A 23,077-nucleotide genomic window follows, 5' to 3' on the forward strand; every position below is an offset into this window, starting at 1 on the left:
CTGTCTAAATTTAGCTTGAATACATAACATGTTTTAGTTAGAGTATTGCTCCGCAAGTAGTTTCTCCATCTTCATAATAACGGTGCGAAGTTTTTGTATAATCTGCTTGTATTGCTAAGTTACAATTATTTCCGCTTATAGTGTACCTCTTATTATCGATACATCGTCCACATCCCGATGTCTTGAAACCCTAGACGTTTATAAATTCGTCCAGCAGCTGGATTGTTATAAAATAAACAAAGTGTTCGGCTTTCTTTCGTAAAGTCTTGAATCATTTTTTGTAATAGGAGTGAAGCATATCCATTTCCGCGGTAGTTCGGTTGTGTACATACGCCCACAACCATAGCGGATAATGAATTTTCCGCGGAAGTAGAGGCGGATGCGATGATTGCACCGTCTTTTTCAATATAATATGTACGTCCTGTATTTGTTTCAATAGCTTGCCTTAAAATTTTTTCTGATTCATTAGCAGTCGGGAATTCATCGATGCTACTTCTTAATTGCATAATTCGCTCTACATCATCTAGTGACGCAAGTTTAATCGTTTCATGGATAGGCGTGTCAGGTAAGCTGTTGCCATTTAGACATTCACAAAAATACATTTCATTTTTCGTACCTAGCTGTATACTTGAAACGGTTTCAAATCGTTCAACAATAGTTGACTTGCCAGAGAGTTTCAGCGGCTTATATGCGGAAAGAAATGGCTCATAGTCAGTTACTACAAACTCTTCTTTGCTATACGGTATAAATGCATCATGGAAGCGAAGTAAAATCGATTTTAATGTTCCATTCTCTTTAAATACGCCCCATAATTCTTGAAAGTCTGTATCATAACCGAAAGCTTCAATATCCCCAATAATAAACAAGTTAAGGGCTGCTTCTTCTTTTAAGTAAGCGAATACTTGTTCATGATCTTTCTTTGTTAATTTTCTCATCATAAAGAATCGACCTCTTTTTTTATTTTTCTAAATATTACAACTTAAGTTTTTTGAAATCAATATAAAATTTTATGTTTAGTTCACAAACTTTCGGAAAAACTAGGAAAGATATGACAAAGGAGGTTATGAACGGTGGATCATCCAATTCAAGGGTTAATGAAAGCAGCAATGGAAAATTTGAAGGAAATGGTCGATGTTAATACGATTGTTGGAGAGCCTGTTCAAACGGCTGACGGTGGTGTAGTGTTAACGGTTTCTAAAGTAGCGTTCGGGTTTGGAGCAGGAGGTTCTGATTTCCAGACGAATGATGGGCAAAGAGCGAATGGTAACCCTGCATTTGGCGGCGGGAGCGCGGGTGGTGTTTCAATTACACCGGTAGCATTTCTTGTGGTGAATAAAGATGGAGTAAATATTCTTCATTTACAAAATGCGACACATTTAGCAGAAAAAATGATTGAATTAGCTCCACAAACAATTGATAAAATTCAATCGATGTTCCAAAAAGATGATAAGAAAGAGGGAAATCATCATCCTCAAAACCCAGATGATATCCTTTAAAAACACCTGCTTATGAGCAGGTGTTTTTTCTTGTAATCACTATGTAATAAAACACATGAAATTGTAAATAGTTTTTGAAGTTTTTTCTATGTTTCTAAAATTTTTCATGTTAAAATATGCTATAGAATTGAAACATACAAAACGAAGGTGGCTAGGTGCTTTGTCTGGAGGATCTGACCAAGTAAAGAATATGATATATATTAATGGTAATCGTCGGGGTCATTGTTTTATTACATCAGGAATTACGTTTAAAGAGTTTGCAAGTAACATCCCTTCACCGCTTCATCAAGTATTGCTTTTGAAGCATAACTTTGAATGGACAGATTTTCATTATCATACTTTATTTGAATATGTTGAGGAAGAAAATATACATAAGTTAATTCAAGCAGAGATTGATGAATTTGATGAATTTTGTTGGGTAGATTTTGATGATGCAAGCGATTTAGATGAATTAGAGCCAAAAGAAATTGCAGAGCTTTTATATTTGGCTCACAAAAAAGAACCACTTGCTAGAACATTCTTTCCGCTATTGAAAAATAGATTTGTTTATTTTTCACATGATGACGGGTGGTACAACAAAGTGTACTATCGTAGAATTGCTGATTTTGTAGGAATGTTAAGTAAAGTCATTCCTTATAAACTCGGTGCTTTCGGTAAGAAACGTTTTTCTTTCTTCCAAAAATCAAAAATTTTCCCAGCAATTTCGAAAGAAGTGATCATGGGGCTTCTTCCATTAATGGAAGATGGTCTTTATATTGATCTGGCAGGGAAAATTGAGTCAAGAAGAGGTCTTGAAATTCCGGTATATGTAGTTGGTTCGTATGAAAGTACGGATGAGGTGCTAGATAATATTGATGAATTGAAAGAAGAAGCAACAGAGACAGGTTGGCTCATTTTTGATAAGAAAGAACAAGAGTGGCAATGGGTTGTGGACTAAGAAAACTTGGCGCATGAAGTCAAGTTTTCTTGTCATTTGAAAGGAGATCAAATGCAGAAATATTATACAATTGTGGGTATTGTAAGTATTATTCTCGTGGCAATATTACTTATTACTTGTCCGAAAGAATCCGATTTCAAATTGTATCTAGAAGATAAGTATACATTGAAATGTGATGAGAGTAGCTTTGAATGCACGCAAAATGTAGATGGAAAAAAAGAGAAACTACAGTTTGAAGGTATTGATACACGAAATGGTGTTTTCTTTATGACTGTAAAGCAAACATTTAAAACAGAAGCTGGTGTTACGAAAGAATATAGCGGGGTAGGAATGTTTGGTACATTTCTTTTTGTTTCAGAGAAGACTTTCTAGTAATAGAAGGTCTTTTTTTTATGCTTATGTTCATATAGATGGAGTAAGACAAGCATAGGAGGGATATCGATGAAAAAAGAATGTATTGTTTGTGGTGGAGAAGAGTTTTTCTCTTCAACGTTATATGCACGTACGAAACAAGATTGGGCATATGCACCTAACATGTATCGATTTGAAAAAGTGTTTATTGAGCATCGGGATGAAGAAAATTATCCAGTCTTTCAAGAAATTACAGCGAAGCATTGTTGTGGATGCGGTCATATTATGTTGTATCATGAATGAACACACCAAGTATAACTTGGTGTGTTTTTTTAAAACGCTGATAAAGCAAGCGGATAAAGTAAAGTAAATAAAACAGAAAAACTACCAAAACCAATTGCTGTATACCCGAGTGTTCTCGCTCCGAAATTGACAGCTAATAAGCCAATTAAAATCGCAAGCGAACCGAGTGTAACAGGATAAAAAGCGATGGAGAATAACGAAAGAAATAAAGCGACATAGCCAACCATTGCACCGGTATTTGTACCTTCTATTTCATTTGCAATTTCTTTCCGCTTATGTCTAATTGGAATGCCAGCTGGTGATATTTCAGCTGCATACTCTTCGTGTTTTTCACCACTTTTAAAATGATGATTTCTCTTTCTTCGCATGTACATCCCTCTCTTTCAATTGGGTGTACCTATAGTATCTGTCATCAGGAGAAGAACATGAGTATGAGTTAAACCCAAGTAAAGCAAAAATTGGAGAATAAAGATTCTAACTTTAGCTTGTACAGCTCCCTATGAAGATAAACAGGAATTTTGGAAAATGATGTAGAATGAAATGAATGATAATACGTGAAGGTAGGGGAATGTATGACAAAATTTAATTGGCACGAATCAGCGGAGAAGAAATGGGATAGTAGCGCAGAGTTTTGGAATCAAAATAGTCAAGAAATGTGGGACAGTGGTAGCAGAAGTACAATTATTCCATTTTTTGAGCAGTACGTGGAAAAAGAAGCTCAAGTACTCGATGTTGGTTGTGGTGATGGATATGGTACATATAAATTAAGTGGCTCGGGTTATAAGGCAGTCGGAGTAGATTTATCGGAAGTAATGATTCAAAAAGGTAAAGAACGCGGAGAAGGCCCAAATTTATCTTTTGTGAAAGGGGATCTTTCTTCCTTACCTTTTGAAAATGAACAATTTGAAGCGATTATGGCGATTAACTCATTAGAATGGACCGAGAATCCATTACTAGCATTGAATGAAATAAAGCGTGTTTTAAAGAAAGAGGGTTATGCATGTATTGCGATTTTAGGACCGACAGCAAAGCCTCGAGAGAACAGTTATCCTCGTTTATACGGCAAAGACGTTGTTTGTAATACGATGATGCCTTGGGAATTTGAACAATTAGCGAAAGAACAAGGTTTTGAAGTTGTAGATGGCATCGGTGTGTATAAGCGCGGAGTAAATGAGAAGATGTTAGATCAACTACCTACAGAGTTACAACAATCATTAACATTCTTATGGGTATTTATGTTAAAAAACGTATAAAGAAAAGAAAGAATTTTTAGGAGGTAAATAAGTGCAGAAAATACAAAAAACTGATACAATATCATCAGAACCAATTAAAGGGGGACTAGGGTATATGACAACTACTACAACAGTTAAATCTGATATTGAAATCGCACAAGAAGCAAGTATGAAAAAAATTCAAGAAATTGCAGCTGATTTAAATATTTTAGAAGATGAATTAGAGCCATACGGGCATTATAAAGGTAAGTTATCTCTTGATATTTTTAAGCGCTTACAAGATGAGAAAGACGGTAAAGTTGTTTTAGTAACAGCAATTAACCCAACTCCAGCTGGAGAAGGTAAATCAACAGTAACAGTTGGTTTAGGTCAAGCTTTTAATAAAATTGGTAAGAAAACAGTAATTGCACTTCGCGAACCATCTCTTGGACCAACGATGGGACTAAAGGGCGGAGCAGCAGGTGGCGGTTTTTCACAAGTCGTACCAATGGAAGATATTAACCTTCACTTTACTGGAGATATTCATGCGATTACAACTGCCAATAACGCGTTAGCGGCGTTTATTGATAATCATATCCAACAAGGAAACACACTTGGAATTGATACGCGTAAAATCGTTTGGAAACGCTGTGTTGACTTAAATGATCGTGCCCTTCGTAACGTAGTAATTGGTCTTGGTGGACCAGTTCAAGGTGTACCACGTGAAGACGGTTTTGATATTACAGTAGCATCTGAAATTATGGCCGTATTCTGCCTTGCAACAGATATTCAAGATTTAAAAGCACGTCTATCTCGCATCGTAGTTGCTTATAACTTTGCAAATCAACCTGTAACGGTTAAAGATTTAGGTGTAGAAGGTGCGTTAACATTATTATTAAAAGACGCATTAAAACCGAACTTAGTACAAACGTTAGAAAATACACCAGCTATCATTCATGGCGGACCATTTGCGAATATCGCTCACGGTTGTAACAGTGTTATCGCTACTACAATGGCAGCAAAATTAGGTGATTATGTTATTACAGAAGCTGGATTCGGCGCAGATTTAGGTGCAGAGAAGTTTTTAGATATTAAAGCTCGTGCAGCTGGCATTAAACCAGAAGCAGTTGTTATTGTTGCGACTATTCGTGCGCTTAAAATGCATGGCGGCGTAGCAAAAGATCAATTAAAAGAAGAAAATGTAGATGCATTAGCAAAAGGTATGGAAAATTTACAGAAGCATGTTGAAACAATTCAAAGCTTCGGTGTGCCTTTCGTAATTGCCATTAATAAATTCATTACAGATACAGATGCAGAAGTTGCTTACTTACAAGAGTGGTGTAATGAGCGTGGCTATGCAGTATCCTTAACAGAAGTTTGGGAGAAAGGTGGCCAAGGCGGAGTTGACCTTGCTGAGAAAGTATTAAAAGAAATCGAAAAAGGTGAAAACAACTACGCACCACTTTATGAATTAGAATTGCCATTAGAAGAAAAAATTCGTACAATTGCTCAAAAAGTATACGGCGCAAAAGATATTGAATTTGCTCCGAAAGCACGTAAGCAATTGGCTCAATATGAAGGAGAAGGTTGGAGCAACCTACCAGTTTGTATGGCGAAAACACAATACTCTCTTTCTGACGATGCAGCGAAATTAGGGCGTCCATCTGACTTCATCGTAACAATTCGTGAACTAAAACCATCTATCGGTGCAGGGTTTATCGTTGCGTTAACAGGAACAATGTTAACAATGCCAGGTCTTCCAAAACAACCAGCAGCACTACAAATGGATGTAAATGAAGATGGAAAAGCAGTAGGTTTATTCTAAAAGGTTGTAATTCATCTCGTTTATCTGTAAACTATATATACATCAAGTGGCGCCTTTCCATCGAAAGGCGCCTGTTTTTTGGAGGAAATTATGTTTGATCCAACTGCTTTTGACAATTTAAAAGTAATCGTAGAAGGTGCTGTTTATGATTTTGATTTACACGGAGACATTCTTGTAACAGATCGAAAGGATATGATGGACCTTGCTTCATTAAGTCGTATATATCATATTTCATTTCAATTAACAGAACCATTCGAACCGTTAGTAGAAGCTACATTTTCACTATCTGTGGATGCAAAGAACTTGTCTGGTGAAATATTAGAAGTACCACAGTTTACACCAGGTTGTGAAATGAAGTTAGCATTTTCATTCCCGATAGAAAAGCCAGAGGTAGTGTGCGAAGAAATTGAAACTTTCATGCATTCTATATGGGGAAAAGAAAGAATGATTATGCAGAAACTTTCATACGAATATAATAAGCAAGCGATTTCATATCATAATAAGGTAGAGGTTCTATTTCAAAAAGCGATTACAGAAGACCATGTTGATGATTTAATAGCTGTTATTTCACACATGATAGAAACGGTGCGAACAATACAACATTTTCTTCAAAAATAGAGATAAAGGAGAAAAACAAATGATAAAAGATATGCAACCATTTTTACAACAAGCTTGGGAGAAGGCTGGTTTTAAAGAATTAACTGAAATTCAAAAACAAGCGATTCCAACTATTTTAGAAGGACAAGACGTTATAGCTGAATCTCCAACTGGAACAGGAAAAACATTGGCGTACTTATTACCCCTTTTACATAAAATTAATCCTGAAGTAAAACAGCCACAAGTTGTTGTTTTAGCGCCAACACGTGAACTTGTAATGCAAATTCATGAAGAGGTTCAAAAGTTTACAGCAGGAACTGAAATTTCAGGGGCATCTTTAATTGGTGGTGCAGATATTAAGCGCCAAGTTGAAAAATTAAAGAAACACCCAAGAGTAATTGTCGGTTCACCAGGACGTATTTTAGAATTAATTCGTATGAAAAAACTAAAAATGCATGAAGTGAAAACAATTGTATTTGATGAGTTCGATCAAATTGTAAAACAAAAAATGATGGGTGCTGTACAAGATGTAATTAAATCAACGATGCGCGACCGTCAATTAGTATTCTTCTCAGCGACAATGACAAAAGCAGCAGAAGATGCAGCACGTGATTTAGCAGTGGAACCACAATTAACACGTGTAACACGTGAAGAGTCAAAAAGCTTAGTTGAGCACACATATATCATTTGTGAGCGACGCGAAAAAAATGATTATGTAAGAAGAATTGTGCATATGGGTGATGTAAAAGCAGTTGCTTTCTTAAACGATCCATTCCGTTTAGATGAAATTACTCAGAAATTGAAATTCCGCAAAATGAAAGCAGCAGCCCTTCATGCAGAAGCAAGTAAACAAGAGCGTGAAGCAACGATGCGTGCATTCCGCGGAGGGAAATTAGAAATCCTACTTGCTACTGATATTGCAGCACGTGGAATCGATATTGACGATTTAACACATGTAATTCACTTAGAATTACCAGACACAGTAGACCAATACATTCACCGCTCAGGACGTACTGGACGTATGGGTAAAGAAGGAACTGTCGTATCTCTTGTAACACCACAAGAAGAGCGCAAATTACTGCAATTTGCGAAAAAACTAGGCATCGTATTTACGAAGCAAGAAATGTTCAAAGGATCATTTGTAGAAACGAAACCGAAAGCACCAAAGAAAAAGAAACCAGCATTTACTGGGAAGAAAAAGCCTAGATAAATGATGGAGAAGGCGTAACTATTTGTAGTTACGTCTTTTTTGTTTGTAAACAAGTGATAATGGGAATTGTATTAGTGTTTTTAATGTGCCTATCATATATATGCTTCTACTGGGAGTATCGAAAAAAGGGTAGTTTATTTATTTGGTTTATACGAGGAAATAATATAAAAAAGTCGAATATTAAACTGACACGAAATAATAAAAAGAAGGTACACATATGGATAGGAAATTAGGAATGTTTTTGAATACAAAATATATTGAAGTAAACGAAGGAATACAAAAAGCAAGGGAATGGGATTTAGAATATATTCAATTATATGCTATGAATCCGACTTTCAACTTAGCTAACATTTCAAAGGTACAATGGAACACTTTAAAAGAAAACTTATCTTTTAATGAGATTCAAGTCCCGTCATTAGCAATTAGCTTCGGAGAAAATGGAATAATAGGAACTGAAGCTGAATGTGTAATAGAGAGTTTTAAATATATTACTGATAAAGGGTTAGGGTTAGGAGCTAACGTAGTAACAGCCCATATTGGGAAAATCCCTGATGATGAAAATAGTGAGTACTATGATAAAATGCTACGTGTTTGTAATGAAATAGGGGACTTAGCGTTCAGATTTGGAGGATTCTTCGCCATTGAGACGGGATCTGAAAAAGCAATAGTATTAAAACGATTTTTAGAAACTGCAAACTCGAAAGGACTAGCTGTTAACTTTGACCCAGCAAATTTAATAAGTGATGTAAATGAAAATCCGGGAGAAGGTTTATTACTATTAAAAGATTATATAGTACAAACTCATATTAAAGATTGTAAAGAAGTGAAAAGTGATCGTTCAACTAAGTATATAGAAGTCGCAGCAGGGAATGGTGAAGTAGATTTCGATATATTCTTCAAAGTATTAGATAAAATTGGATTCGACGGATATAACATGATTGAAAGAAATGATTATTTTGATGAACTGGATGGGATGAGTCAGTCGATAAATTTTGCAAAGAAGTACATACCAACTCAAAAGGAATAACGATAGTATTTGTAGAAAGCTACATAGAATATAAAAACCATTAGGGGGAAATGTAATGATCCATAAAGTAGGACAAATTATGTTATATGTAAATAATCAAGATGAGGCAGTAAATTTTTGGACGGAGAAGGTAGGGTTTCATGTAGTTGCAGAGGAAGATAATAAGCAAGGAATGAGATGGATTGAAATCGCTCCGAAAAGCGGTGCGGAAACGAGCATTATATTACATAATAAAGAAGTTATTTCGAAAATGAGCCCAGAATTGAATCTTGGTACACCGTCTTTAATGTTCTTCTCAGAAAATCTTGATCAACTATATACAGATTTAACAAATAAAAATGTTACTGTTGGAGAAATGGTAACTATGCCTTCTGGTAAAGTGTTTAACTTTGCTGATAGCGAAGGGAATTATTTTGCGGTTATGGAGAAGAACCAATAATAATATTGCTATGTGAAAATCCCCCTCAAATATATTTGAGGGGGATTAAATTTTTGAAGTGGATTTTTCATTAGAGAGTTGTTTAATAAAAAATACTCCTTTTTCAATAGCTGTCTCAATATAGCCAACAATTTGGTCAAACGTAAATACTTGTAAGTCTTCATGCAAATGTTGCTTTGGATATAACATATCTTCAAAAAGATACTTTCGAAATTCTAAAACGTTTTCTTTAGAAACCTCCTCAATATCCACAATGTGAGCCTCTTGATTGAGAAGAGAGAAAAGCTGTTGTTCTTGATCGTAATGATGAAGCAACTTTGCATTTAACAATTTAAAATCGTTATAGTACAGGGGTGCGATAGTTTCGTCATTCTCTATTCTATTTTTTAGCCAAGGTAGAAAAAATCCACTTAGCCAATTATCATCGGCAATGAGGTGGGTATAGTAGCCTAAAATAAATGGGGAACCTATATGTGATTCATATTTATGAAAAAATGAATCATAATCTATTCTTCTCGTATAGTTCTTCGTTGTACCGTCATAAAAATGTGAGGTTCCTTTTTCTTTTTTTGAATGAACAGCATCAGGGGCTACAGCTCCAAGTAAGAAAGAAGTCTTATCGTGAATTGATAGTTTCTCAGCAATACCGTTAGCGATAATAACATGCATAATTCGTGATCCCATGAATGCCACCTCTGTTTCCAGTATTCATTTCAGGAAGAGGACTGAACAGTTAGTATTACTTTCCCTGTACTTTTTCTACTTTCGACCCATTCATGTGCTTTCCCTGCATTTTGAAGTGGAAAAGATTTCGTAGCCTTAATTTGTAAACGTCCGTCACGCAAATAACGGAAAACTTCATTTGCAGTTTCTTGGAGCAGTTCAGGACGCTTTTTTCGTGTGGTTCCAAAGCTAAAACCGAGTATAGAACGGCAACTTGCATGTAAATCTTTCGTTTGAAAGTTACCAATTTCACCGCTAGCATTACCGAAATGAACGAGGCGACCGTAATAAGCAAGGCAGTTTAAACTTCTTTCAGAAACCGTTCCAGAAATAGAGTCTAAAATTACATCAACCCCTTCACCATTTGTCAGTTCATTGACTTTCTCTACAAAATCTTCATCTTGATGACAAATAACATAATCAGCTCCAGCATCTAAAGCAATTTCTTTTTTTGCTTCACTTCCGACAGTGCCTATAACTGTTCCAGCCTCTAATAGTTTAGCAAGTTGAATAGCAGTAGTGCCAATTCCGCCAGCAGCCGCATGAATGAGTACAGATTCACCTTTTTGAATCCTTGCAACATTTGCGAGTAAACTATAGCTTGTAAAAGATACGATCGGACAAGCGGCTGCAGTTTGAAAGTCGACTTCATGGGGTAAAACGAAAGTAAGATTTTCATTTGCAACAACGTATTCTGCGTAAGATCCATTTTGAGGAAAAGCAATGACACGTTGTCCAGGGTGAATATTTTTCACATGAGAACCGACACGTTCTACAATACCAGTGGCATCTATACCTGGAATAAAAGGTAGTGCTTTATTTCCTTTTTTGCCATAACGTGATTTAATATCAGCGAAATTTACACTAGTAGCAACTACGCGAATTAAAACTTGATCTTCTGAAATAGCCGGTATATCAAAATCTGTATATTTCATCACTTCAGGACCACCGAACGACGTTACAACGATAGCTTTCATTATATGTCCTCCTAAATTTGACTATATAAATTATTTTAAATCTTTATCAGAAATTGGAAAATTATATAATAGTTATGTGTGGTTATAAGTGAAGCTTATGAACTCAGTGGATCATTATATTAATTTATATAAAAAACTTTTTCGGAAAAATCGAACGAAATATGAATTACCTGCCAATATATAGTGTAAGACAAAGGAGGGCTGGAATATGAAGGGTGAAATAGATTACGCACATTTAATTCAATTAACTTTATCAGGCAATAAAGAAGCGTATAGCGAATTGTATGATAAAACGATTCAAGAAGTATATAAAACAGCGCATTTCTTAATAGATGATAAAACGGATGTAGATGATGTCGTTCAAGAAATATACATACAGCTATACGAATCGCTTCGTAAGTATGATAGCGAGAAGCCATTTCGCCCTTGGTTAATTGGACTTGCGATTAAACAAATTCATTCTTATAGAAGAAAGAGGTGGATGCGACTACGAATTGTAAAAAAAGCAGAAGAGCAAAGAAAGCCAGTGCAAATTGATTTTTCTAACGATGTTGTAAGTAAAATATCAAACCAAAAACTAATCGAACTCATTCATAAATTACCGTATAAATTGAAACAAGTTATTATTTTAAGATACTTACACGATTATTCACAAGAAGAAGTAGCACAAATATTACATATTCCAATCGGTACAGTGAAGTCTAGAATTCATGCGGCATTAAAGAAACTACGTCAAAAAGAGCAAGTAGAAGAAATCTTTTTAGGAGAGGTAGGGAATGTGAAATGAGTTTAGATTGTAGAGTTAGAGAATCTATACAAGAAGAAGCGAAGGGGATTGTAGCCCCGCCGGAGTTAAAAGAAAAAGTAATCGTTCAAATAAAAATGAAGCGCGGGGGAAGTAAGGTGAAGAAACGTCTTATCGCAGGAGTGCTTGCAGCAGCATTTTTAATCCCTACGACCGGTTTTGCTTATCAATCTATTATGGCAGATGGTATATACGGATCTTTTGAAAACCTAAAAAAACATGCTGGAGCGATGACATTAGAAGCGTATATGCGTTTTAATGCGAAGTTATCAGAAGCGAAAGATGAAATGGGTGCAAAGGAATATGAAGAGTTTACCAAACATCTAAAAAAATTAACAAATGCTAAGCTTGAGTACGGAGATTCGAACGGTAATATTGATTACGATCAATTAACATCAGCTAAAAAAGAAGAAATGAAAAAAATAGAGATGGAGCTTCAGCCATATTTTGATAAATTAAATGGCCATAAATCTAGTAAAGAAGTATTAACTCCTGAAGAATATGAACAATATATGGAAGCATTAATGTCATATCAAACCGTATTAGTAAAAACGAAATCAAGTGGTGGGATAACAGTAGACGAAGTACCTGAGGAATACAAAGAAAGATTTATTAAAGCGGAGCAGTTTATGGAGTATGTAGACGAAAAAGTACGATAAGTAGGAAAGCTCATAGCTTTAGCTTTGAGCTTTCTCTATTGAAACAAGAATATTTAATCATATTTTTTCATAGTTGCAGAATCTTTTTGTATAAAACAATCTAAAAGTGAATAACCAGCTATTAAACTAATTATCGTAACAAAAGTTGTATTCACAAGAATAATATTAGTTAAATAAGGTAGGTATTTGCCAACTGGTGAAAAGAGTAGTGCTGGAGAAAAGGAAATTAAAATTGTAGGAACTGTAATCGCAATAAATTTATCCGGTTGAAAGCTCCAGCTTTGTTTACTCGTTTCGCGATTAATAGATTGAAGGAAACGTAATAAAATGCCGACTACAAGAGGAAAGAGTGTATAGTAGAATAGCCTTGGGTAAATGTTAAAGTTTACTTGCGCATCTGTATCTAAATAAAATTGAATTTTCACCCCGACAAATAATAGTAAGACGATAAATAATGTAAAGCAGAGGTATAGCATCACTTTTTGCATTGCATTCCACCATCCTTTACTAAAAATATATTCAAAAAAAGAAGAGATATACAATAACTACGGTTGTATGTCTCTTCTTTTACTGTTATTTAATAGTGGAGTTTGCGTTTTCTTGTTTCGTGAAATAATCAATAATGCCCATCGCGCTAATTTCTATATCTAGATGTAAAATGTTATAAACGGAATGATTGGATGGGACGTTTAATTTTGTAAGGTGAGAAGTGATGTTATCCATTAATACAGTTTGTAAAGCCTTAGTCGCTTCATCGAAGTCATTATACTGTTCAAAGACCTCTTTACCAGTATGAACGAAAATAGGTAACCAATGTTCCAGCTGGTTATATACTTCTGTAACATTGGATGAAGCGCCGTAATGGCCGAAATAAATAGTGTTTACATTCATACTTTGAATGTGATTTTTAGAAGCAATCATTGCATCTGGCTGAAATTGTGAAGGGGACGTTGACGGTAGATATAACTCTACACCAAGGTCTGCGAGCTCTCTATAGTAAATTCCAATTGTATCGCCAGTGAAAATACCGTTTGTTAATGAATCATGAATGCTAATATGGTGTTTCGCATGTCCTGGCGTATCATAAAACGTAAGGGTGCGGTCTTCTGCAATTTTTAACGTATCACCATTTTGTACAATATGAACACGTTCTTCTTCTATAGGAAGAATTGGATCGAAAAGTTTATCGAAATCTTCTTTGTACACAGCTTTTGCACCTAAAATGAGTTTTGTTGGATCAATCATATGACGAGCACCACGAGAATGCACATATAAAGTAGCATTTGGGCACTTTTCCATCATTAAACCAGCTGCCCCTGCGTGATCTAAATGAACATGTGTAACGATAATGTTTTTTACATCGTTTAAATCAATATGTAATTGTTGTAAGCCGTCTAAAATATACGGAAGAGAAGGGGCTGCACAAGTTTCAATTAAAGTAATATCATCAACTAATAAAACGTACGTACCAGTTCGTTCATTATGTTGTAAATCGAAATCATCAATAAGATATAGGTGAGAAGATAATTGCTCTACTTTTTTCATATTTACCACTCCTTATATACTGCATGTTTCTATTATACGCTAAAAAAGAAAAAAGGCAGAAAACGAACCTCGTCTTCTGCCTTTTTTCTAATGTTGTTATTTCGTTTGTTCTTTATTGATAGACATTACGAACAGTCCAACAAGCCCGCCAACTAATGGAAGCATAATCTCTCCTGCTAAATTAAAGTAGGAGCTTAAGAATAAACCATTCACATCGATTACCCAACCAGTAACATACAATAACATCATATATAGTACGAAATAAAACTCTCGATTTGAAATCGTTTCATGTTGTGCAGTTTTCATAACGAACACCATCCTTTTCTTTTATAATGGAATATCAACTGTCACATTTTGTTCACAATTTAATTGTAAAACTTTCCATCATAAAAGTCTAGTAGTTTGCTGGAATTTGCATCAATTCAAACTGATTAGTAATTGATAATAGATTTCCCAGAAATGTTAGGAAACTTACTATAGAAGGTTGAAGAAAAACGAGGAGTGGTAGCTAATCTCTCAATATCTTCAATTTACTTTAATGCCGTAATTAATTGGTTATCAGGAAAAGGATTAGAAGAAGTCGATAAAGCATTTAAAGGAGTAGAGGCAAGAGGGATATATTCACTCTGCCTTTATATATAGGTTGAAAAGTTATCTCCTCGACGCAAATAGTCAGACTGGAATAATTTGGACTTAACTTGCCGTTTGGTGTAAAATTATGTTAAAAGGTATTGAAGAGGATTTATCCATGATGGAACAAATAGAATTACAACAGGTTAAAAAATTATGGGAGTGAATAATTAGAATGGCAACTAAATTCAATTTTACTAATCTTCTAGGAGTATATTTGGAAGGACTATATTCAGATGATAAAATGACCGCTTTTGAGATTAATATTAATAAGGGCAGATTTGTTTTTATGATGTTTCTTTCTGAAGAGGATTCAGCCAGAAGAGATGAACTTTACATACATTTGAGACGCATTAACAAAATTATCAAACTTAAAACATATGGAAATCATTTAAAGGGGAATTTTGAAGTTTGGATAAAAGAGAAAGAAAAAGAGGATATCATTACTGAACTCGGTCTACAAAAGAATGGTACCACTTTTGATTTCAAATCATTTCTTGAGCAACTTAACGATAAAATCCCTAATACAATACCTAAGGAAGAGAAAATAACAACGATAAGGGCTAACAAAGGTGTAATTAGTGAATTAGGTATTGATGAGAATGATAAAATCATACTTATTGGAACAAAGCATTTATCAATCGGCACACCACAAGATAAAACTTTGCGAAAACTTTATCTTTATACGGACAGTGAGGTAGAGATAATTGAGGACTTTATAGAACGTTTAAAGGAAACAAACAGTACGGTTGCATGGACAACTGAAGATAAAAGGAAAGATGCTCCGGACATAAGAAATTTAATAAATGGTCTGTAGCTTTATCCTCGTATATTAATTTTTTAGAACATGTTATTTTATCAGTTTAGGAGTGTAATAGATGAAGATAAGTGAATACTTTAATCTGAATAGAAAACAAAATGAATTAGATTTTGTAGATATTGATTATGAAAATGATATGCCACTTTTTCTAGATCCATATTTTCTATCTATTAGAGAAGATAGGTGGTCTCAACAGGCAAATGCTACTCTCGAAAACTTCTTTCAATATACTTTAGCGCAATTCAAAAATGGAGATATAGAGGAGGCTCGAAGGAATTTTAGATTTACGGAGCCATATGAAACATGCCTAGGGTTATCGAAAATAGGTGTAAAAGGAAAAAGTATAGGGGACGATGATGCTTCAGAACTATTTCAGTACATTTTGGATAGTAACGCGCTTGAAGATGGTTTAATTTCCAGTGTTAAAGAAATTAAAATATTTGTGGATAATATTTCACATGATAAAATATCTGATTTATGTACAAATGTAATCCGAAAACATCTAATTGAATATACTAAAACCCAGTGTAAGCTATATGGTATAAAGTTAGAGAAAGGGATCGCAACAAGGGAGTACTGGGATCCAGAAAATTTGGAATGGACGGCAAGCTATGAAGAAATGCTAGTAATAAATGATACCCCCATACTTCTGGTACCTAAGTCTATTGTGTGCAGAAAAAGGGGTTACTATTATGAGTCGGAGCAGTATGCACGTCACTTTGTATTAAATTTTCTCGTAAGTGAAGAGTTACGAAGAAATACCAGTTTAGTTAAAAGAAGAAAATTAAAAAGTGGAAAAATCAAAACTTCTGTAGTTAAAGAGGAAGTTGCCAAAAAGTATAATGCTTATAGTAAAGATTATTTGAGAAAGTTTACTAAGCGGCATCCGGCTTTCTTTGAGTCATTTAAGGCATCTGCAAAAAGAAAATTGTCATCATTGTCTAACGAAGAAATACTTGAGAATTATAGTGATGAATTTTACTTAGATATTATTGATAGACTGATTGCGGATTTTTCTGAAATCAATCCAGGGACAGCTGAGGCAAACAAATTTCATGATCACATTATTGCTTGTATGAATTTTTTATTTTATCCAAGTCTAACAAATCCTGTAAAGGAAAAAGAAATAAACCAAGGAAGAAAGAGAATAGACCTATCTTATAACAATGCTGCAGAAGAAGGGTTCTTCTTTAATTTACAAACGGTTAAGAATATTCCTTCAGCATACATTTTTGTTGAATGTAAAAATTACACGAAAGATGTTGCTAATCCCGAATTGGATCAATTAAACGGAAGATTTTCTCCAAATCGAGGGAAAGTAGGTTTTATGGTATTCCGTACTTGTAGTAACGAGGAAGTACTTTTTCAGAGATGTGCTGACTATTACAGAGATAACAAGAACTTAATACTACCAATGCAGGACAAAGATTTTATTTCTATTTTGTCTAAAATGAAAGAAGAATTATTTGAAAGAACCAAAAGACCTCAAGAGAGTTTTTTAAATGATCTAGCTCAAAAAGTCATTTTAGCCTAATATTTAGCGGTCAAAAAAACGTCAAAACTATTTGTATTCAACTAGCATCTTGTTAATGGGGCAAATCGGTTCAAATCCTATCAATTTTCATAGAACAGTGGGTAGAAAACAACGGTGATATAGAGACATTTTTACGGAAATGATTTCTTTAAATTTCCTATGTATAATTCTCAAAAATAAAAATCCAGATGAATCTTCGAAGACAGACCCATAACCAGAACCGCCTAAACTAGAGGATGTAAGGGGGCGAAGTTAACAAGATGTATGTGTAGTTCTAAATTTTATAACATTAAAAAAGTTGTATAAATAATTATGTGAATGATTGTATCAAACATTTAAGAATATTAATAATCAAAACAAACTGTTTCCTATTGGAAGTTCTTGTATTAAGAAATTTGATCGAGAAGATTTAAATGAACTTACATTAGTTAATGAAAAATTGTTTAAATTATTTCATGCTATTAAAGCAAATGAATTTATCACATTAAATTCTGAATACTTCTCAAGAAAAATATTAAAATATATTTTTGATCAAGGAGCATTCACACCTAATAAGTACAATAAATTTAATGGAGATGATGATTATAATTTTATTTTAAAAATGTTTAATATGAGAGGAGAGCCATCTGAAAAGCAGTTAAAAAAAATAAGGGCCATCATTGTGACTTCTATAAAACCATACCTTATACAATTACTTAATGATAAGGTTGTGAAAAAAACTTTTAGATTCAAAATTAGTAACTAATTTTAATGATTATGATTATTTAACCTTTAAGAAGCTCCCTGAAAGTATAGAACTATTTGGTGAAAATGTTTTTTCATTATTTGTTATGTCAATATTTTTATCTGAGAATCTAAAAGAGTTTTCTGATTAATTGAAACTAGAAAACAAAGAGTAATTAAAGGGAAAAATGAATTTTATAAGATGACAAATATGAAGATAAAAATTGTTAAAATCCTAATTTTAATAGGGGATTTTACTTACTAATTCAAAAATTAATAGTAATTTACTAACACTAGTCTACTGTGATTAATGTGTTTATTAGTCGCTGTAGATCTTTTTTATTGCCTTTGAACAGGGATAAGAAGTGGATAATTCGATTTTACAGCTTTTCCTTACAGATATCTCAATAATATATTCACTAGATATATTATTTCATGCTCGATATACTAAATATAAAGAAAGTTTTTACATTGGAAAAATGTGTAGGAGGAGCCAGGATTATGTATATCAGCAAAGTGAAAATAAGAAATTTTAGAAATTTTAAAGAAACAGAAGTAGAATTAGAAAAACAAATGGTTATTGTTGGGGAAAATAAAGTTGGAAAGTCTAACTTCATGCATGCGCTAAGACTGGTTTTAGATCCAACTTTATCTGAATCAAGCCGTTTATTACAGCTTTCAGACTTTTGGGATGGTCTAACTCGACCATTAAATGACGAAGAAATAAGAATAGATATTGAACTCACTGCGTTTGAACAAGATGATAAATTAAAATCTGTCCTTTCTGATTTTTTAGTGAAAGCTTCACCATTAACTGTAGGCTTAACGTATAGATTTTTTCCTGTAGATGAAAACGGAAATAAAATTTATAATTTTAAAGTTTATGGAACAGAAACAGAAAATATTTTTAGTTATGAACAAAGGAAATGGTTACCGCTTGAGGTGTTATCGGGGTTAAGAGACACCGAGAGTGATTTATCAAATTGGAGGAAATCTCCTTTAAGGCCTTTAATTGAAAGAGCAATCGAAACGACAGATAAGCAAGAACTAGAGAACGTTGCTGAGGAAATTACTCGTTCAACAGATTCTTTGAAAGAATTAGACGAAATTGGATCATTAACTGAAAGAATAAATACTCAATTAGAAAATATTGTAGGAGATAGACATTCGATAGAAACCAGCCTAGGTTTTTCTCCTGCTGATGCTTCAAAACTTTACCGTGCAATAAAGATGTTTATTGATGATGGAAATAGAGGAATTAATGAGGCCAGCTTAGGATCTTCCAATTTGCTTTATTTAGTGCTGAAGCTTCTCTCTCTAGAGCAATATGTAGATGAAAATGAACGAGCTCATACTTTTTTAGCTATTGAAGAACCAGAGGCACATCTACATCCTCATTTACAAAGATTACTTTACAAATATTTGTTGAATCACGATAAGATAATAGTTGAGGGTTCTCAAGAGCAACATAAAATCCATAGTGTTTCTAATATTTTAACAACTCATTCACCGCATATTGTAAGTGTTGCTCCATTAAAATCTATCGTTTTATTAAAAGAAACGCATGGAGAAGATAAATCTACAAAAATAGTCTCTACCGCAAAAGTTTCTTTAGATGATAAAGATGTGAAAGATTTGGAGCGCTACATTAATGTCACAAGAGGGGAAATTCTTTTTTCTAAAGGGGTAATATTAGTTGAAGGAGACGCTGAAGAATTTCTGTTACCTTCACTGTCAGAATTGCACGGAATTGATCTTGATAAACATGGAATCACTGTATGCTCGGTATCTGGCACTAATTTTCTTCCATATATCAAGCTTCTGGGAAGTGGAGGATTAGATATTCCTTTTGCAATTCTTACCGACTATGATCCAGGAGATAAGTTACCTCAAATTCATAATCGCTTAATAAAATTATTGAATTTTATAGATGAAGGATATGAGTATGGCGAGGTAGGAACTGAAGGTCTAATTACCTATGGAAAAGAATTTGGTATTTTTACAAATAGCCATACTTTAGAGGTGGATCTATTTGATACAATGCCTGATGAAATTACAGAAACTTTAACTGAATTGACAACAAATAGTAAGGCAATCAGTAGAGCACAAGACTGGAAGTTAGCAAGTAGTATTAAAGGAGATGAAAAAAGATATCTTTCCGACATAGAAAGTATTGGTAAAGGAAGATTTGCTCAGAGATTATCGACTAATCTTACAAATTTATCAGTTGTTCCTGAGTATGTGAAGGGAGCCTTAGATTATGTCATCGCTAAAGTTTGACAAGCTACTTTATAGAGAAGCTTCTAAAGATTTATCAAATAATGAAGCACAACTAAAAGTTTATGATTCTACAGGGAATTGTGTCGTTCTTGCGGGTCCAGGTAGTGGAAAGTCTAAAATTCTTACATTAAAGTTAGCAAGAATCTTGAATGAAGATATAGAAGCACCTCAAGGAGTTGCTTGCTTAACTTACAATAAAGAATGTGCAAGAGAACTAAAAGAGAAGCTATACAATTTAGGAATCATTGAATCATCTACAATTTTTATTGATACTGTACATTCTTTTTGTTTAAATCATGTGATTAGACCATACAAACATTTAGTGAACGCTAATTTACCAAAAGAAATTAAAGTTGCTACTTCAAGGGAAGTAAGGGAAACAATGCTTCGAACATTCAACTTAACTATTGGACAGAATGAACGATATACTTCAAGCTGGTCAACAGCGTTTAATGTTTATAGAAGAACGTTTATAGATAGGAAATCATCCGAATGGAAAACTAACGACAGCGATATAGCAGAATGGATTCTTAATTACGAAAACTCATTAAGACATCAAGGGTTAATTGATTATGATGATATGGTTTTGCATGGGTTGTGGATGATTGAGGAGAATCAATGGATTCAAGGGTTACTTCAAGCTAAGTTTCCTGTTATTGCAGTTGATGAGTATCAAGATTTAGGTGCATCATTGGATAGAATAATAAGGGTTCTCTGTATAGAAAATGACACTCGTCTTCTAGCAGTTGGGGATCCTGATCAATCAATATATGGGTTTACAGGAGCTCAACCTAGTTTATTAAATGACCTTGCTCGACAATCAGGTGTATTAAAAATTAGACTAAAAAAGAATTACAGATCAAAGGGGAATATTGTTAAGGCATCAATTGCTTCGTTATTAGAAGAAAGAGATTTTGTTTCAAACAGAGATGAAGAAGGAAGTATTAAGTTTTATGGTATTAGGGATGGTATAGATGCGCAATGTGATTATATTTGCAAAGAAATAATCCCTAAAATTCTTACTTTAGATCCTTCCAGTACGCTTGGGGATATTGGAGTATTGTACATTGATAAAAATGATGGAGATCGAATTGCTGAGAAAGTAGCAAAAGAAGGTCTACAATATATTCGAGTGGATGGAAATGCTCCTTACAATAAAAATCAGCTAACTGTGTGGATAGAAAACTGTGCAATGTGGTGTTCTGGAGGATGGTTAAAGGGAAGTCCCCAATTTTCTGAAATTGAGCGTACTTTCAGTTCGTTTTTTAAAAATTCAAATATGTCAGAAGCAAAACTAGAAAGTAAGAAATTAAATCTATTTAATTTTTTATTTCGAAGCAGAGATGTTGAACTTAAACTAAGTGATTGGCTTGATGAATTTAATAAAAGTGTTGTTTCTGAATTATCAGATTGTTTTACTGGAGAGCCAGATATAGTAAAAGAATATGATAAATTAATTGAATCGGCAAAAGATGGACAACTAAAAGACTTTAAAGTATCCTCTTTATCTCGCCAAGTAGGATCTGAAAGTCATTTAAATTTATATACATTGCATAGTTCTAAGGGATTAGAGTTTAAGTATGTCATTATGTTTGGTTTGGAGCATGGAAGGATACCTTGGTTGAATGCTCGTGAAGATAAGATAAATGAGTCGAGGAGATTATTTTACGTAGGTCTAACTAGAGCAAAAGATGAAATTCATTTATTATGTTCAGGATGGTATCATGATTACTATGACAGGTATCAAAATTATGGGCCATCTAAATTTGTCTTAGAACTTAAAAAGTTTGTAGATAATAATTTGTAAATAGAATACCTTGCTTTTTGGCGTTGCGCTTAATATTACAATTCGTCATTAAAAAAATTAAAAGAGAATGGTTCAGCAACTAATGACTTATCGATACGATGCTGAAAGTTCCGTTCCTCACTTCTATGTCGGCTCTTCCATAAGTAATAGCAAAATGTATTCAACTAACATCTATTATTTTGGTTCAAGTTGGTTCAAATGATATCAATTTTTATCCTATTTCAGACCAATACATCCATTTTTAAATTTAAATAATGTGTATATAACAGGCTCTAGATGGATTGGCTATGCTTAAAAACTGTAATCGTATTTCTCAAAACGTTAGTATATCTATGTTTCAAGGCTCATTTCACTTCGGTGGAAAGGGTCTTTTTTATGTGAGAAAATAGCTTTTGACCACATTCTGATCATCAAACATATATAAGAGTATATTATCAAATTTTTATTAAACAGAAAAAGCCTGATAAATCAAGATGTCAGTAAAATACTTTATTCCCAGTTTCTTTATATTTAATGAAAAATGTAAACGCTATCGTTTTAGCGTGTAAATACGTAATAAGAGCCGTATATTCACGAATGTAGTATAGTATAAACATAGAATGATAGTGTAGAGAGGGGCAGGAACAATGACAATTTATGATTTTTCAGCTAAAACAATTACAGGTGAAGAAAAATCGTTAAAAGATTACGAAGGAAAAGCACTTCTTATTGTAAATGTAGCTAGCAAGTGTGGTTTTACACCGCAATATAAAGGATTACAAGAAGTATATGATAAATATAAAGACCAAGGATTAGAAATACTCGGTTTCCCTTGTAATCAATTCGGAGGACAAGAACCAGGTACAGAAGCAGATATTACTAGTTTTTGTGAGTTAAACTACGGTGTAAACTTCCCGATGTTTGCTAAGATTGATGTAAAAGGTGACAAGGCTCATCCTCTGTATACATACATGACAGAACAAGCACCAGGTTTACTCGGTATGAAAGCAGTAAAATGGAACTTTACGAAGTTTTTAATTGGAAAAGACGGGAAAGTAGTAGGGCGTTTTGCACCGCAGACGAAGCCAGTGGATTTAGAGGTTGAGATTGAAAAGGTACTTGGAGAATAACTAGGAGTTTCACTTTATTAAAAAACGCCTCAAAGAACAATGCAGTTCTTTGAGGCGTTTTCTTTCAAC

The 23,077-nt window shown here is 33.9% G+C and carries 25 protein-coding genes; 18 read left to right on the forward strand and 7 right to left on the reverse strand.

Annotated features, from left to right (window positions below):
• Nucleotides 1–152 precede the first annotated feature (152 nt).
• Nucleotides 153–938: a GNAT family N-acetyltransferase gene (locus ACQKNI_RS15800; protein ID WP_088230455.1), complete on the reverse strand. Its 786-nt coding sequence runs from the start codon at nucleotides 936–938 to the stop codon at nucleotides 153–155.
• Nucleotides 939–1,070: 132 nt separating this feature from the next.
• Here ACQKNI_RS15800 and ytfJ point away from each other — a divergent pair, with 132 nt between their 5' ends.
• The 4 genes from ytfJ (at nucleotide 1,071) to ACQKNI_RS15820 (ending at nucleotide 3,087) form a co-directional block, all read left to right on the forward strand.
• Complete coding sequence (gene ytfJ / locus ACQKNI_RS15805; RefSeq protein WP_088230454.1) at nucleotides 1,071–1,496, forward strand: GerW family sporulation protein; 426 nt, start codon at nucleotides 1,071–1,073, stop codon at nucleotides 1,494–1,496.
• A 160-nt stretch (nucleotides 1,497–1,656) separates the two neighbouring features.
• The gene (locus ACQKNI_RS15810) at nucleotides 1,657–2,433 is read left to right on the forward strand and encodes an oxalate:formate antiporter (RefSeq protein ID WP_000014091.1); all 777 of its coding nucleotides are present in this window, start codon (nucleotides 1,657–1,659) and stop codon (nucleotides 2,431–2,433) included.
• Between the two features lie 51 nt (nucleotides 2,434–2,484).
• Nucleotides 2,485–2,805 carry a hypothetical protein gene (locus ACQKNI_RS15815; RefSeq protein ID WP_088230453.1) on the forward strand — a complete coding sequence of 107 codons (321 nt, stop codon included), beginning with the start codon at nucleotides 2,485–2,487 and terminating at the stop codon, nucleotides 2,803–2,805.
• Between the two features lie 69 nt (nucleotides 2,806–2,874).
• Nucleotides 2,875–3,087: a hypothetical protein gene (locus ACQKNI_RS15820; RefSeq protein ID WP_000711202.1), complete on the forward strand. Its 213-nt coding sequence runs from the start codon at nucleotides 2,875–2,877 to the stop codon at nucleotides 3,085–3,087.
• Between the two features lie 29 nt (nucleotides 3,088–3,116).
• Here the strand turns inward: ACQKNI_RS15820 and ACQKNI_RS15825 are convergent, their stop codons facing one another.
• Nucleotides 3,117–3,455: a hypothetical protein gene (locus tag ACQKNI_RS15825; protein WP_001253194.1), complete on the reverse strand. Its 339-nt coding sequence runs from the start codon at nucleotides 3,453–3,455 to the stop codon at nucleotides 3,117–3,119.
• Nucleotides 3,456–3,659: 204 nt separating this feature from the next.
• Between ACQKNI_RS15825 and ACQKNI_RS15830 the strand changes: the two genes are divergently transcribed.
• The 6 genes from ACQKNI_RS15830 to ACQKNI_RS15855 all read left to right on the forward strand — a co-directional run bounded on the left by ACQKNI_RS15830 (nucleotide 3,660) and on the right by ACQKNI_RS15855 (nucleotide 9,396).
• On the forward strand, nucleotides 3,660–4,340 hold the full coding sequence (locus tag ACQKNI_RS15830; RefSeq protein WP_098252280.1) for a class I SAM-dependent methyltransferase: 681 nt from the start codon (nucleotides 3,660–3,662) through the stop codon (nucleotides 4,338–4,340).
• Between the two features lie 94 nt (nucleotides 4,341–4,434).
• Nucleotides 4,435–6,123, forward strand: coding sequence for a formate--tetrahydrofolate ligase (locus ACQKNI_RS15835; RefSeq protein ID WP_088230624.1), 1,689 nt, complete (start codon nucleotides 4,435–4,437; stop codon nucleotides 6,121–6,123).
• 90 nt (nucleotides 6,124–6,213) lie between these two features.
• On the forward strand, nucleotides 6,214–6,741 hold the full coding sequence (locus ACQKNI_RS15840; protein WP_141524732.1) for a hypothetical protein: 528 nt from the start codon (nucleotides 6,214–6,216) through the stop codon (nucleotides 6,739–6,741).
• A 19-nt stretch (nucleotides 6,742–6,760) separates the two neighbouring features.
• Nucleotides 6,761–7,930: a DEAD/DEAH box helicase gene (locus ACQKNI_RS15845; RefSeq protein WP_098252282.1), complete on the forward strand. Its 1,170-nt coding sequence runs from the start codon at nucleotides 6,761–6,763 to the stop codon at nucleotides 7,928–7,930.
• Nucleotides 7,931–8,147: 217 nt separating this feature from the next.
• The gene (locus tag ACQKNI_RS15850) at nucleotides 8,148–8,957 is read left to right on the forward strand and encodes a sugar phosphate isomerase/epimerase family protein (protein WP_071740306.1); all 810 of its coding nucleotides are present in this window, start codon (nucleotides 8,148–8,150) and stop codon (nucleotides 8,955–8,957) included.
• 55 nt (nucleotides 8,958–9,012) lie between these two features.
• A complete protein-coding gene (locus ACQKNI_RS15855) occupies nucleotides 9,013–9,396 on the forward strand; it encodes a VOC family protein (RefSeq protein ID WP_000581467.1) in 384 nt (127 codons plus the stop codon).
• Between the two features lie 45 nt (nucleotides 9,397–9,441).
• Here the strand turns inward: ACQKNI_RS15855 and ACQKNI_RS15860 are convergent, their stop codons facing one another.
• Both ACQKNI_RS15860 and ACQKNI_RS15865 read right to left on the reverse strand, forming a co-directional pair.
• Entirely contained in the window at nucleotides 9,442–10,080 is a 639-nt protein-coding gene (locus ACQKNI_RS15860; protein ID WP_048656743.1) for a zinc dependent phospholipase C family protein, read from the reverse strand.
• Nucleotides 10,081–10,109: 29 nt separating this feature from the next.
• Nucleotides 10,110–11,096, reverse strand: coding sequence for a quinone oxidoreductase family protein (locus ACQKNI_RS15865; protein WP_048656744.1), 987 nt, complete (start codon nucleotides 11,094–11,096; stop codon nucleotides 10,110–10,112).
• Nucleotides 11,097–11,304: 208 nt separating this feature from the next.
• On the opposite strand from ACQKNI_RS15865, the gene ACQKNI_RS15870 reads away from it, so the two are divergent.
• Both ACQKNI_RS15870 and ACQKNI_RS15875 read left to right on the forward strand, forming a co-directional pair.
• On the forward strand, nucleotides 11,305–11,883 hold the full coding sequence (locus tag ACQKNI_RS15870; RefSeq protein ID WP_098252283.1) for a sigma-70 family RNA polymerase sigma factor: 579 nt from the start codon (nucleotides 11,305–11,307) through the stop codon (nucleotides 11,881–11,883).
• Nucleotides 11,880–12,560, forward strand: a complete 681-nt coding sequence (locus ACQKNI_RS15875) for a DUF3600 domain-containing protein (RefSeq protein ID WP_088230443.1) — start codon at nucleotides 11,880–11,882, stop codon at nucleotides 12,558–12,560. Before ACQKNI_RS15870 ends, ACQKNI_RS15875 begins: the two co-directional genes overlap by 4 nt.
• A 53-nt stretch (nucleotides 12,561–12,613) precedes the next feature.
• Here ACQKNI_RS15875 and ACQKNI_RS15880 read toward each other — a convergent pair whose 3' ends face one another.
• The 3 genes from ACQKNI_RS15880 to ACQKNI_RS15890 all read right to left on the reverse strand — a co-directional run bounded on the left by ACQKNI_RS15880 (nucleotide 12,614) and on the right by ACQKNI_RS15890 (nucleotide 14,411).
• Nucleotides 12,614–13,048, reverse strand: coding sequence for a hypothetical protein (locus ACQKNI_RS15880; protein WP_141524733.1), 435 nt, complete (start codon nucleotides 13,046–13,048; stop codon nucleotides 12,614–12,616).
• Nucleotides 13,049–13,133: 85 nt separating this feature from the next.
• The gene (locus tag ACQKNI_RS15885) at nucleotides 13,134–14,105 is read right to left on the reverse strand and encodes an MBL fold metallo-hydrolase (protein WP_427282492.1); all 972 of its coding nucleotides are present in this window, start codon (nucleotides 14,103–14,105) and stop codon (nucleotides 13,134–13,136) included.
• Nucleotides 14,106–14,201: 96 nt separating this feature from the next.
• Nucleotides 14,202–14,411: a DUF3925 domain-containing protein gene (locus ACQKNI_RS15890; protein WP_088230440.1), complete on the reverse strand. Its 210-nt coding sequence runs from the start codon at nucleotides 14,409–14,411 to the stop codon at nucleotides 14,202–14,204.
• A gap of 499 nt (nucleotides 14,412–14,910) precedes the next feature.
• Between ACQKNI_RS15890 and ACQKNI_RS15895 the strand changes: the two genes are divergently transcribed.
• The 6 genes from ACQKNI_RS15895 to bsaA all read left to right on the forward strand — a co-directional run bounded on the left by ACQKNI_RS15895 (nucleotide 14,911) and on the right by bsaA (nucleotide 23,008).
• Nucleotides 14,911–15,552, forward strand: coding sequence for a hypothetical protein (locus ACQKNI_RS15895; RefSeq protein WP_098356900.1), 642 nt, complete (start codon nucleotides 14,911–14,913; stop codon nucleotides 15,550–15,552).
• 61 nt (nucleotides 15,553–15,613) lie between these two features.
• Nucleotides 15,614–17,089 carry a hypothetical protein gene (locus tag ACQKNI_RS15900; protein WP_098356899.1) on the forward strand — a complete coding sequence of 492 codons (1,476 nt, stop codon included), beginning with the start codon at nucleotides 15,614–15,616 and terminating at the stop codon, nucleotides 17,087–17,089.
• A gap of 322 nt (nucleotides 17,090–17,411) precedes the next feature.
• A complete protein-coding gene (locus ACQKNI_RS15905; RefSeq protein ID WP_176548495.1) occupies nucleotides 17,412–17,834 on the forward strand; it encodes a hypothetical protein in 423 nt (140 codons plus the stop codon).
• A gap of 479 nt (nucleotides 17,835–18,313) precedes the next feature.
• On the forward strand, nucleotides 18,314–20,092 hold the full coding sequence (locus ACQKNI_RS15910; RefSeq protein ID WP_098356898.1) for an ATP-dependent nuclease: 1,779 nt from the start codon (nucleotides 18,314–18,316) through the stop codon (nucleotides 20,090–20,092).
• Nucleotides 20,073–21,899 carry an ATP-dependent helicase gene (locus tag ACQKNI_RS15915; protein WP_098356897.1) on the forward strand — a complete coding sequence of 609 codons (1,827 nt, stop codon included), beginning with the start codon at nucleotides 20,073–20,075 and terminating at the stop codon, nucleotides 21,897–21,899. Before ACQKNI_RS15910 ends, ACQKNI_RS15915 begins: the two co-directional genes overlap by 20 nt.
• A 626-nt stretch (nucleotides 21,900–22,525) precedes the next feature.
• A complete protein-coding gene (gene bsaA / locus ACQKNI_RS15920; protein WP_088230439.1) occupies nucleotides 22,526–23,008 on the forward strand; it encodes a glutathione peroxidase in 483 nt (160 codons plus the stop codon).
• The last annotated feature ends 69 nt before the right edge of the window (nucleotides 23,009–23,077 follow it).

Source organism: Bacillus sp. NPDC094064 (assembly GCF_050279585.1).
In the GTDB taxonomy this organism is placed as follows: Bacteria; Bacillota; Bacilli; order Bacillales; family Bacillaceae_G; genus Bacillus_A.

Bases quoted from the DNA above. Each gene is read 5' to 3' on its own strand.
- ACQKNI_RS15845 (WP_098252282.1), top strand. From the start codon at position 6,761: ATGATAAAAGATATGCAACCATTTTTACAACAAGCTTGGGAGAAGGCT.
- ACQKNI_RS15885 (WP_427282492.1), bottom strand. From the start codon at position 14,105: ATGAAAAAAGTAGAGCAATTATCTTCTCACCTATATCTTATTGATGAT.
- ACQKNI_RS15900 (WP_098356899.1), top strand. From the start codon at position 15,614: ATGAAGATAAGTGAATACTTTAATCTGAATAGAAAACAAAATGAATTA.
- ACQKNI_RS15870 (WP_098252283.1), top strand. From the start codon at position 11,305: ATGAAGGGTGAAATAGATTACGCACATTTAATTCAATTAACTTTATCA.
- ACQKNI_RS15815 (WP_088230453.1), top strand. From the start codon at position 2,485: ATGCAGAAATATTATACAATTGTGGGTATTGTAAGTATTATTCTCGTG.
- ACQKNI_RS15840 (WP_141524732.1), top strand. From the start codon at position 6,214: ATGTTTGATCCAACTGCTTTTGACAATTTAAAAGTAATCGTAGAAGGT.
- ACQKNI_RS15830 (WP_098252280.1), top strand. From the start codon at position 3,660: ATGACAAAATTTAATTGGCACGAATCAGCGGAGAAGAAATGGGATAGT.
- ACQKNI_RS15855 (WP_000581467.1), top strand. From the start codon at position 9,013: ATGATCCATAAAGTAGGACAAATTATGTTATATGTAAATAATCAAGAT.
- ACQKNI_RS15850 (WP_071740306.1), top strand. From the start codon at position 8,148: ATGGATAGGAAATTAGGAATGTTTTTGAATACAAAATATATTGAAGTA.
- ACQKNI_RS15890 (WP_088230440.1), bottom strand. From the start codon at position 14,411: ATGAAAACTGCACAACATGAAACGATTTCAAATCGAGAGTTTTATTTC.
- ACQKNI_RS15860 (WP_048656743.1), bottom strand. From the start codon at position 10,080: ATGGGATCACGAATTATGCATGTTATTATCGCTAACGGTATTGCTGAG.
- ACQKNI_RS15910 (WP_098356898.1), top strand. From the start codon at position 18,314: ATGTATATCAGCAAAGTGAAAATAAGAAATTTTAGAAATTTTAAAGAA.
- ACQKNI_RS15880 (WP_141524733.1), bottom strand. From the start codon at position 13,048: ATGCAAAAAGTGATGCTATACCTCTGCTTTACATTATTTATCGTCTTA.
- ACQKNI_RS15875 (WP_088230443.1), top strand. From the start codon at position 11,880: ATGAGTTTAGATTGTAGAGTTAGAGAATCTATACAAGAAGAAGCGAAG.
- ACQKNI_RS15895 (WP_098356900.1), top strand. From the start codon at position 14,911: ATGGCAACTAAATTCAATTTTACTAATCTTCTAGGAGTATATTTGGAA.
- ACQKNI_RS15865 (WP_048656744.1), bottom strand. From the start codon at position 11,096: ATGAAAGCTATCGTTGTAACGTCGTTCGGTGGTCCTGAAGTGATGAAA.
- ACQKNI_RS15915 (WP_098356897.1), top strand. From the start codon at position 20,073: ATGTCATCGCTAAAGTTTGACAAGCTACTTTATAGAGAAGCTTCTAAA.
- ACQKNI_RS15820 (WP_000711202.1), top strand. From the start codon at position 2,875: ATGAAAAAAGAATGTATTGTTTGTGGTGGAGAAGAGTTTTTCTCTTCA.
- bsaA (WP_088230439.1), top strand. From the start codon at position 22,526: ATGACAATTTATGATTTTTCAGCTAAAACAATTACAGGTGAAGAAAAA.
- ACQKNI_RS15825 (WP_001253194.1), bottom strand. From the start codon at position 3,455: ATGCGAAGAAAGAGAAATCATCATTTTAAAAGTGGTGAAAAACACGAA.
- ACQKNI_RS15835 (WP_088230624.1), top strand. From the start codon at position 4,435: ATGACAACTACTACAACAGTTAAATCTGATATTGAAATCGCACAAGAA.
- ACQKNI_RS15800 (WP_088230455.1), bottom strand. From the start codon at position 938: ATGATGAGAAAATTAACAAAGAAAGATCATGAACAAGTATTCGCTTAC.